7 protein-coding genes are annotated in these 9,934 nt (G+C 64.8%); 1 reads left to right on the plus strand and 6 read right to left on the minus strand.

Features of this window, described 5'->3' with window-relative positions; all coding sequences use genetic code 11:
* Positions 1-27: 27 nt before the first annotated feature.
* The gene (locus HUG10_RS15510; RefSeq protein ID WP_179170434.1) at positions 28-1,476 is read right to left on the minus strand and encodes a sulfatase family protein; all 1,449 of its coding nucleotides are present in this window, start codon (positions 1,474-1,476) and stop codon (positions 28-30) included.
* A gap of 30 nt (positions 1,477-1,506) precedes the next feature.
* On the opposite strand from HUG10_RS15510, the gene HUG10_RS15515 reads away from it, so the two are divergent.
* Complete coding sequence (locus HUG10_RS15515; RefSeq protein ID WP_179170435.1) at positions 1,507-3,117, plus strand: glycoside hydrolase family 28 protein; 1,611 nt, start codon at positions 1,507-1,509, stop codon at positions 3,115-3,117.
* A 265-nt stretch (positions 3,118-3,382) separates the two neighbouring features.
* Here HUG10_RS15515 and HUG10_RS15520 read toward each other — a convergent pair whose 3' ends face one another.
* From HUG10_RS15520 to HUG10_RS15540, 5 genes are all read right to left on the minus strand, one after another.
* The gene (locus tag HUG10_RS15520; protein WP_179170436.1) at positions 3,383-4,240 is read right to left on the minus strand and encodes an SMP-30/gluconolactonase/LRE family protein; all 858 of its coding nucleotides are present in this window, start codon (positions 4,238-4,240) and stop codon (positions 3,383-3,385) included.
* Positions 4,241-4,978: 738 nt separating this feature from the next.
* Entirely contained in the window at positions 4,979-6,154 is a 1,176-nt protein-coding gene (dgoD, locus tag HUG10_RS15525; protein WP_179170437.1) for a galactonate dehydratase, read from the minus strand.
* A gap of 927 nt (positions 6,155-7,081) precedes the next feature.
* On the minus strand, positions 7,082-8,407 hold the full coding sequence (locus tag HUG10_RS15530) for a cation:proton antiporter (RefSeq protein ID WP_179170438.1): 1,326 nt from the start codon (positions 8,405-8,407) through the stop codon (positions 7,082-7,084).
* Positions 8,408-8,802: 395 nt separating this feature from the next.
* The gene (locus HUG10_RS15535; RefSeq protein ID WP_179170439.1) at positions 8,803-9,360 is read right to left on the minus strand and encodes a hypothetical protein; all 558 of its coding nucleotides are present in this window, start codon (positions 9,358-9,360) and stop codon (positions 8,803-8,805) included.
* A 169-nt stretch (positions 9,361-9,529) separates the two neighbouring features.
* Positions 9,530-9,919, minus strand: coding sequence for a hypothetical protein (locus HUG10_RS15540; protein WP_179170440.1), 390 nt, complete (start codon positions 9,917-9,919; stop codon positions 9,530-9,532).
* Positions 9,920-9,934 lie beyond the last annotated feature (15 nt).

A 9,934-nucleotide genomic window follows, 5' to 3' on the forward strand; every position in this document is an offset into this window, starting at 1 on the left:
GCCCGACCGTGAGGCGGTTCCTCGCCGCTACTCGAGAACGTCCTCGGGCGACTCGGGGTACGGTTCGCGGATGAGGCGGCCCATGTCGAGTCGCTGGTACGGATACCGCCGAAGGGTTCCGTTCTCCACGAAGTCAGTCCGGTCGTCCGCCTCGAGTTTTCGCGCCGCCGTCTCGCGGAGTTCGGCCGTCTGCTCCGGCCGTTCGCCGGACAGGTCGTCGAGTTCGTGCGGGTCCGCGGAGAGGTCGAACAGTTGCTCGCGCCCCCCGTTCTGCATGAACACGTACTTCCAGTCGCCCTCGCGGACCATCGTCGTGAAGTTCGGCGCGAGTCCGGGCGTCCGGTGATACCCGTACAGTCGTTCGCGTGGGTCGGCGTCGTCCTTCACCATCCCGACGACGTCGATACCCTCGCGCAGGTCCGGGTTTCCGGCCGCCGTCGTCGCGACGCCGAACAGGTCGGTCAGCGAGACCAGTTCGTCGTTGCGCACTCCCGCGGGGAGTTCCGCAGGCCAGCTGAGCAGAAACGGGATCCGGCAGGACGACTCGAAGAACGACGACTTCTCCCACCCGTGGTGGTCGCCGAGGAGTTCGCCGTGGTCCGAGAAGAAGCAAATGACCGTGTTCTCGGCGTCGTCGCGCGACTCCACCGCGTCCAGCAGTCGCCCGATGTGGCGGTCCACCTCTGAGATCATCCCGTAGTAGTGCGCCTTGAGTACCCGGACGGTGGTCGCGTCGATCCCGTCCTCGCGTGTCGTCCAGAAGTGGTAGTTCTGGGCGGGGATCTTCTCGTCCATGTGGTCGACCGCGCGGTCACCGCGGACGGGGCCGGGGAGTCTGTCGGGGTCGTACATCCGGTCGAACGGCGGTGACGGCGCGAAGGGCGGGTGCGGCGGTTCGTAGGAGACGAGTCCGAAGAAGGGGCCGTCGCCCCCGATGAGTTCGACCGCGCGGTCGGTCGTCCACGCCTCGTAGTTCGACTCGGGCGGCAGGTGGTTCTGCTGGGGGAGGTGGACCATCGCACCTTCGCGGGCGGTGGTCTTGACCTCGTGGCCCGTGTCCTCGCGGTACGCCTCGACGCTGAGACGGGTGTCGTACCCCAGGTCGATGTCGCGGGGGTGGGCGTGGTACTTCCCGACGAGGAACGTCCGGTACCCCCGTTCGCGCATCGCCCGGGCGAGAAACGGGCCGCAGCGTTCCTCGAGGTGACTCGCGTCCCGCTTCTCGTTTCCGAGGAAGTCCGTCGTCGTCGCCTCGCACCCCGTCCGGACGGTGTGTCTGGCGGGGATGCAGATCGGGTCGGGCGAGTACGCGTCGGTGAACGAGACGCCACGGTCGACCAGACGGTCGATGTTCGGGGTGTGGATTCGCGCGTTTCCCAACGCGCGAACGGTGTCGTATCGCTGCTGGTCCGTCATCACGAAAAGGACGTTCGGCTTGGTGGCGGGCACTCGCGTCACTTCGACCACCGATATCATAAAGGCACGTCCGGGAGTGTGAACGGGTAGATGGCGCCCGCAGCGAGCGCGTACGACGTAACCCAGTACGGCGAATCGGACGACGACCTCCACACGGACGCGTTCCGAGGCGCGATAGACGCCTGCGCGGACGCCGGAGGCGGCACTGTCGTCGTTCCCAGCGGCGAGTACACGACGGGGACGATCCACCTGAAGAGCGACGTGACGCTCCACCTGGAGGCCGGTACGGTGGTGTATCCGGCGTCGGAGGAGTCCGCGTTCACCTCGAAGTACGTCGGCCCGGACGACGAACGCGTGTTCCTCCTCGCGGAGGACGCGGAGAACGTCACTATCGCCGGCGACGGCGAGTTCGACGGCCGCGGCACGGAGTTCATGCGGATGGACACGCCGATCCAGGGCCACTCGAACGAGAGCACGAGCCACCCGCTCATCTCGAACGGCCCCCACGAGGCGCGGCAGGGTCGGCGGTATCTCGCCCGAAGCGGCGGGACGGAGGGGTGGCCCGTCGCGAAACCCGACTTCAGGCCAGGACCGATGTTCAGGTTCGACGACTGCACGAACGTGACCGTGCGCGACGTGACGCTTCGGGACATGCCCGCGTGGACGGTGAGCCTGCACGGGTGCGAGGAGGTGGACGTACTCGGCGTGGACATCCTCAACCACATGCTCATCCCGAACTGCGACGGCATCCACATCGGCGACAGCAGGAACGTCCACATCTCTGACTGCACCATCGAGTCCTGCGACGACAGCATCACATTTGGCGCCCGATCCGACGTGGAGACGACGTGCGAGGGCGTCACCGTCACGAACTGTACGCTCTCCTCGAGCGCCTGCGCCATCAAGTTCGGGTCGGGGACGGACGACACCATCCGCGACTGCACGTTCCAGAACATCGTCATCCAGGGGTCGAACCGCGGACTCGGCATCCAGCACCGGGACTCGGGCGACCTGGAGAACGTGCTGTTCGCCGACATCGTCATCGACTCGAACCTGCTCCCCGGCCCCTGGTGGGGGAAGGGCGAGCCGATTCACGTCTCGTCGGTCCCCCGCGACGAGGACACCGACCTCGGCGCGGTTCGCAACGTCCGATTCGAGAACATCGTCGCCCGCAGCGAGAACGGCGCTCTCGTCTACGGGTCCGAGGAGTCCGATATCGAGAACGTGGCGTTCGAGAACGTCCGCATCGAGCTCGCCGGGAGCGAGAACGCCGACCTCGTGGGTGGGAACTTCGATCTCCAACCCACGTCGGTGATGTCCCCGATCTTCGAGAGCGACATCGCGGGCGTCCACGTCGAGAACGTCAGCGGCGTCACGATCCGCGACGTGACGCTGACGTGGGCCGACGACGTGCCGGACTACTATCGGAACGGGCTGGCGTGTTCGGACGTCGACGGACTGCTCGTGGACGGGTTCGTCGGCCGACAGGCACACCGCGACGGGGACGACGCCGCCGTCCGCCTGTCGAACGCCCGCGACATCACCGTTCGCGACTCGCGCGCCGCCGACGGGACGGCGACGTTCATCGCCCTCGATGACACGGGCGACGAACGCCTGTTCGCGAACAACGACCTGCTCGACGCCGCGGACCCCGGCGACGTGGAGCCGTTCGCGAGATCCGGCAACGTCCCCTCGCTGTAAGCGACTGTGCCGGGCGGCCGTCGGGGGTGACGGGGAACGAGTGCGGCGGAGGCACCCGCTGAAGGGATCACCTGAACACGACCCTCGTGGTGGCGATCAGCGAGAGCACCCGCTTCGCGTTCCGCCACACGGACGGCGCGAAATCCATCGCGGCCACCATCGCGCGGCTCGGGGCGTTCACGGCCGCCGCGGTCGGGAAGCCGACGAACCGTTCGAGCGAGCAGCATCGCCCGCGAGCAGTGTCGTCCGCCCGTTCCCGCGTGCCTCAGAACCGGTCGAAGCCGGTCAGCTCCGTCTCCGCGCTGTGGAGGCTTCCCGTCAGGTCGGCCACGTAGAGGGTGGAACGGTCGGGTCCGCCGAACGTGCAGTTGGTCGGCCGGTTCTCCGGGAACGGGTGGCGGGCGAGTAGTTCCCCCGCGGGCGAGAAGACGTACACCGACGGGCCGGGTCCGCTCTCCTCCCACCCGGCGCAGGCGACGATGGCTCCCTCCTCGGTGAGCGTCATCCCGTCGATACCGCGATGGTCGCCGAAATCGTGCAGCACCTCGTACTCGCCGAGCGACCCGTCAGCCGAGATCTCGTAGGCCCGCAGGTCGCAGTCCTGGTCGGGGCCGTACGTGCACTCGGCGACGTAGAGCTTCGACTCGTCGGGCGAGAGCAGGAGCCCGTTCGGCCGGTCCATCTCGTCGGTCAGATGGACGAGTTCCCACCCCGAGTCCCCCCGTTCGGCCCGATACACCGACGTGTGACCGAGTTCTCCGCGGCCGATGTCGTCCGGATCCGTGAACCAGATGTCCCCCTTGCCGTCTATCTCCAGGTCGTTCGGTCCGTTGAGCGGCGTTCCCTCGAACTCGTCCACGACGACCGTCGTCGCCCCTTCGGGCGACAGCGCTGCGATTCGGTGTCCCTCGGCCTCGCAGGCGTAGAGCGTTCCGTCGAGTCCCTCGTGGAGCCCGACGGCACCTGCCGTCTCGTCGATGTACACGCGCGTCGCGTCCGTCTCGGGGTCGTACTCGAGGAGTTGATTCCTGCGGATCTCGGTGAACCGGACCACCCAGTCCATCCAGACGGGGCCCTCGGTGGCGTCGCGCGGGCCGGAAACACGCTCGAACTCCCATGACATCGGTCGTACGTCACCGCTCGCCCCACATAAATACGGTCGCCCGCTCCCGTCGTCGATCCCGTACCGTGCTCGCCGGCGTCCGGAGGTGGTGAAGGCGATCCTCACAGATTCGATCGCCCGGTCCGCTGGGGGTCGGGTCAGGTTCTCGTGGCGGAGTCGCCCGCTCCGTTCCACCAGTGCGTTCCGAGGGCGGGAACGGATGCGGGGCTGTCCAGGATACCCGATCCGAGGCGTCAGGTGCGGAGTGCGCCAAGAACACGCTCGGCAGGACAAACGCGGACCCGTCCGAACCGTCGGAACGTCCCGACCGCTCGTTCCCGCCTTCCGAATGAATTGATCGGGTGAAGCGCCTTCGATTCGGCCGACGGCGGTGACTCTCGTCGGTTCGGACGTGACAGGAAACGGCGTCACGAACCCTGCAGAGTTGCTCACGGCCCTGTTCCGAGACGCGACACGGAGTTCCTCGTTACGTTCGTACTATTTGTAACTACTAGGATCGGCTCAGGAGAACGCATGGCGGCACGTATCGACGGGTCGAGAACGGGTACGACCGCTCGGAACCATCGATCGGCGGCGATGCCGACGTGAAGTTGCGGTCGAGGGGGTACTCGGCGATGCGGTCGAGTAGGCGGCCTCGATCGAGGGGGTGACCGTGAACTGAGTGAACGTCGAACCCGCCGAACTACCCGGAGGTGGCTCGCGGGTGCGAAAGCATTGGAACCGGAAGCACGCCGTCGTTCACCGCTCGCCGACGCTCCCGTCCGGGCGCCGGCCCACCGGCCGCTCGAACGAGAGGTCCTCGCCGTCGAGGTCGCGGACCCGCTCCTCGTCGATCGAGACGCCGAGCCCTGGCCCCTCGGGAACGTCGAGGAACCCGTCCGTCGGCTCGAACGGGCTCGGGTCCTCGACGTACGAGAGCGGCCGGTCCTCGCCGATGACGACCTGCTCTTGGACGAGCGCGTTCGGCGCGCACGCGTCGACCTGGAACGACGCGGCGAGCGCCAGCGGCCCAATCGGACAGTGCGGCGCGAGGGCGACGTCGTACGTCTCGGCGGCGGCGGCGATCTTCCGCGTCTCGGTGATGCCGCCCGCGCTCGAGACGTCGGGCTGGACGACGTCCACCGCGCCCGATTCGAGGACGGGTCGGAAGTCCCACCGGGAGTAGAGCCGCTCGCCCGTCGCCAGGGGGACCGTCGTCTGCTCGGCCAGCCGTGCGAGTTCGGGACCCTGCTCCGGGAGAACGGGCTCCTCGACGAACAGCGGGTCGAACTGTTCCAGCGCGTCGAGCAGGCGCCCCGCCATCGACTTCGACGCCCGCCCGTGGAAGTCCAGCGCGACGCCCACCTCCGGCCCGACCTCCTCGCGGACGGCCCCGACGACGGTCTCGGCGCGATCGATCGTCGCGGGAACGTCGATTCGCTCCAGCCCGCCGGTCGGCACGAGTTTCACGGCGGTGTACCCCTCGTCGACGGCTGAGCGAGCCTCCCGCGCCGCGGCGGCCGCCGCGTCCGCGACAGGTTCGTCGTGGGGGACGGAGACGTGCTCGTAGACGCGGATTCGATCGCGCACGCGGCCGCCGAGCAGTTCGTGCACCGGCTCCCCGCATCGCTTGCCCTTGATGTCCCACAGCGCCTCGTCGATGCCGGCGATCGCGCTCATGTGGACCGGCCCGCCCCGGTAGAAGCTGCTCCGGTACATCGACTGCCAGATGTCTTCGATCCGTGCCGGGTCCGCGTCCAGCACGTAGTGCTGGATCATCTGGTCGACCGCGCTCCGCGTCGCGGGGGCGCTCCCGTTCACGAAGTGCCACTTGGTGTAGGGCTCGCCCCAGCCGACCAGCCCGTCGCTCGTCTCCAGCCTGAGGAACTGCCAGCGCGGCGGCACCTCGAACAGCTCGTAGTCGGTGATACGCACGCGAGGAGGTGTGTGACATCGGGGCATGAATCTTCTGTGAACGGGCCACCTTCGTCGTTCGACGGCGGGCGAACGAGGCCGTCGCATCCGCCACGACGGTACAAACCCGGAAGTCGTCGTGAAGTAGCGTTCATCCACGTTCGACCAGCATTGTGGTGGCACTCTCCGAATAGCAGATTCCAGAGAAGAGTACGCGTTTGGAACCAGGGCTGGCAGAGTTGACGGACTACGGAAACGATTTCTATATGTCCAGATCTGATGTATGATTTCGGGGAAGCTATCGGCTTCCGTTTCGCTTCTGGGTCCCATGCTCGATTCCGACACGCACTCGAATAACGCCAGCAGGTGCCGTAGTACACCGTCGACGAGATACGGGCGCTTTCCAACCAAGATAGGCGATAACACGATCGGTGAACACGGTTGGAGCGGACGCATGGGGCGTTCGGAGCGAAATATCTCGATTCGTAGATCGACTCTGATCCACAACTCGAACTGTCCGCCGTCGGGTCAGGTCCCCGTTTCGTCGAGGGTGCCGCGATCCGACTCCTTTCTCGTCAGGACGTGGACCTCCACTTCCGCATCTCTCGGGAACACCGACTCGCTGCCGGCCGACGCGAAAATACCGAACAACAGTATATTATGCCCAAGTGTTACTATCGCTGGTTGGGTGTCAGGTTGAGGCTCTCGTTCGGCCCGGAGTACGTAGTGCTCGATGGAGGGCGGTGGGCCGCGGTCATCACGTGCGGAGGAGGAACGTATACTGAGGAGATGTTCACTGTATATGCTATGAATGACCATCACATTTGACTCGTGTATTCCTTCGATGAGATGGATGAAAAACAGGGGAATACCATCGCTAGGTTCGCTCGATTTGGCTAGCAGGCCGATCGCGCGTAATCGGGGGTATCCATCGACGGCAAAGGTCGTCTACTGGTCGACATCGGCTCGACTCACCTCCCGCCCACGTTTCGACCGGTCGAGGGCGTTCATCACCGGGCTGGAGCTGATCCCGTGCAGGAGTATCGACGTGAGAACGACGAATCCGACGAACGCCCAGAGCTCCTCCGCCGCGATGAGGAGTTCCGTCTCCCGAAACGACGATTCGGCCAGGGCGTGGGAGAGGTAGTAGAACGAGCCGATGCCGCGGATGCCGAAGGTGGAGATGACGAGCCGTTCGGGCCAGGGGGCGTCGCTTCCGACGAAGCTGAGCACCCCCGTTACCGGTCTGACCACCAGGAGGAGTGCCAAGCCGATCAGCCCTTCGAGCCACGTCACCGGTGCGAGCAACCCCCCGGCGATGGCACCCCCGAACAACACGAGGACCGTCGCCATCAGCAGCCGTTCGACGAGGACGGCGAAATCGTGGAGCTCCAAGTAGTAGTCGTGTTCCCACTCGAAGTGGCGGAGCGACAGCGCGGCCACGAAGACGGCGATGAAGCCGTACCCGCCCAGTTGCTCGGTTACCGCGTACGCGAGCAGCGTCGTCGCGAGCGCCTCGACCCCCGCCATCACCTCCCCGCCACGCCCCATCATCTCGGCGACGCTCTCCGAGGTCGGGAGCCGAAACAGGAAGCGGGCCATGAGGTGTCCGATCACGTAGCCGAACACGAGCCCCGCGCCGATCTTGTAGAGGACGTCGACGAGAACCCAGTCGATCAGCCAGGACCCCCCGGTGAGCGACGCCCCGGCTACGGCGATCGCCAGGTTCGTGATCGGAAAGGCCAACCCGTCGTTGATGCCCGCTTCCGAGGTGAGCGCGAACCGAACCGTCCCCCACCGGTGTTGCGGGTCCCGTTCCTCCTCGAGTTCCGTCAGCGGCGCGCCCGACTCGATCCCGGACGCGAGGACCGGATCGGTCGGAGCGACCACGGCGCCGAGCAGAATGGCCGTGGCTGGCAAGAGCCCCAGGAGGTGCCACGTGAGGATTGCCATCACCCCGGCCGTGAGGGGCAACGCGACTCCGAGCAATCGCCAGGTGGCCGACCAGGCTCGTAGCGAGAACGGTCGGTCGAGTTTCAGTCCCGCCCCCATGAGCGAGACGATCACGACGAGCTCGGTTATCCGCTCGGTCAGATGGGCGTTCCCGATCGGATCGAGGGCGGGCGCACCGGGGACGACTGCAAAGAGGAGTACTCCGAGCGCGACGTATACGATCGGAAACGAGAGGGGTTTGTGTTCGAGCAGCCGTGGGAGGACGGCTGTCCCCAGGAGCGCGATGGCGACAACGATCAGCCCGATCTCGTAGGCGCTCATCCACCTCCCTCATTCGGGTCCGAAGTACGAAAGCGTGAGTACGGCGGACGGATCGCTTCACGGAGGTCGTTCAGAGTTGTACGAACTACATACCCGATCCGGCCTTCGACCTCGTCAGGGCGTTCCCACCGCTGTGAGGACGCTGTCTGCTCGTTCGGGTCCGTCGGCGGGGTCTGGATGTCGTCGTCCGTCTCTGTCCCTATCGAATCAGTCCAGGCGAGTCGAGTTGCGCGACCATCGCGTCTGCGCTCTCCGCCTGGAGGAGTGCGTGCGAGTCCTTGGCGGAAGTGGTGACGTGGTACGACTGCTGTTCGTAGGTCTCCTCGTAATCGGTGAGCCCGTCCCCGTCGTCGTGTGAGACTGAATTCTAACCCGTACGTTCCGATTCCGCGAGATTACGTAGGGAGAACGTCCTCGACCAGGGCGATCTTGAATTCGACGCGCCCGAGGAAATCTAGCTTCCCATCCTCGGGCATCGCGTATCCTTTCGATTCGGCGAACGATTCGAACGCCCAATACGCGTAGTCGAACTCCTCCTCGAACGCCCAGTTACGGCCTGGCTCCGCTTGCGTCTCGTACAGCCGCTTCGCGTCCTGATATCGCTGAACTGCATCATCGCTCTCCAGCATGAGGTGTGCATCTCCCATCCACTCGTGGAGGAGTCCTTCCAGGATGGGGTCGTCAGCGTCCCCTATCATCGGCTCGTACCACGGCGATAGGGTCGTGAAGAGGTTCTCTGCACGCGACTGATTCCCTCCTCGGACGTCAGCGCTGATGGCTTCGAGTGTGTGGGCGAACGCCAATCGCATTGTCCGTCCCGGTTGGAACGTGGACTCGAGTAGCCCGGCGAAGGCGCGAAGGGCGTACAGCTCGGCGGCTTCGCCGTACTCGCCTGCCTCCTCCAACTGGAACGCGTCAGCGAACAGGTCCCGACTTATATCGTCAATCGGCATAGCCCAAGCTGAGATGGTAGTGTGGCGTGCGTTCATCACCTGTACCTTCTCGAAATGGTGGTTCGTTCTGCCGTCCTCTCAATTCTCTATCGTTTCTGAATAGCGTTAGCTCGGACATCGTTGCCGGTTTCATCTCTTTTCTTGTCAACGACGAGGTGAATATCTGCTCTCAGTCATAGAGTCGAATCCCGTAACCCTTATCTCTCGCGAACTGACATAATGCGAGTACTTGTTTGGATACAGTTTCCTGCACACTCGCTCGTCCTACGTTTTCGTGATCGGCCTGCTCTGCATATTCGTCGATAATCACCACTAGATTTGCAATATCTTTGCCGAATATCGTTCGAGCCTCTCCGCTGTCGATGAGAATATCGTACAACCGTTCGGCTCCATACTCCTCAATCAGGTCCCTCGGAATCGTTTCCACAAGGAGATACTCGCTTTCATCCCAATTGGTGATTAATCTCTCAGCGGTCTCAGACCCCGCTTCGTGGTCTGAAGAATCGGGTCCTGCACCATGATACTGATTGTAGTACTCCCGGATGTCGTCTGCAGTCATGCCGGATGGGACAAC

It is taken from the genome of Halorarum halophilum (assembly GCF_013401515.1).
Taxonomy (GTDB): domain Archaea; phylum Halobacteriota; class Halobacteria; order Halobacteriales; family Haloferacaceae; genus Halorarum; species Halorarum halophilum.

What these genes read in the sequence shown, in the direction of transcription:
- HUG10_RS15540 (WP_179170440.1), bottom strand. Translation starts at nt 9,919, where the DNA reads ATGACTGCAGACGACATCCGGGAGTACTACAATCAGTATCATGGTGCA.
- HUG10_RS15530 (WP_179170438.1), bottom strand. Translation starts at nt 8,407, where the DNA reads ATGAGCGCCTACGAGATCGGGCTGATCGTTGTCGCCATCGCGCTCCTG.
- HUG10_RS15510 (WP_179170434.1), bottom strand. Translation starts at nt 1,476, where the DNA reads ATGATATCGGTGGTCGAAGTGACGCGAGTGCCCGCCACCAAGCCGAAC.
- HUG10_RS15520 (WP_179170436.1), bottom strand. Translation starts at nt 4,240, where the DNA reads ATGTCATGGGAGTTCGAGCGTGTTTCCGGCCCGCGCGACGCCACCGAG.
- HUG10_RS15535 (WP_179170439.1), bottom strand. Translation starts at nt 9,360, where the DNA reads ATGCCGATTGACGATATAAGTCGGGACCTGTTCGCTGACGCGTTCCAG.
- HUG10_RS15515 (WP_179170435.1), top strand. Translation starts at nt 1,507, where the DNA reads ATGGCGCCCGCAGCGAGCGCGTACGACGTAACCCAGTACGGCGAATCG.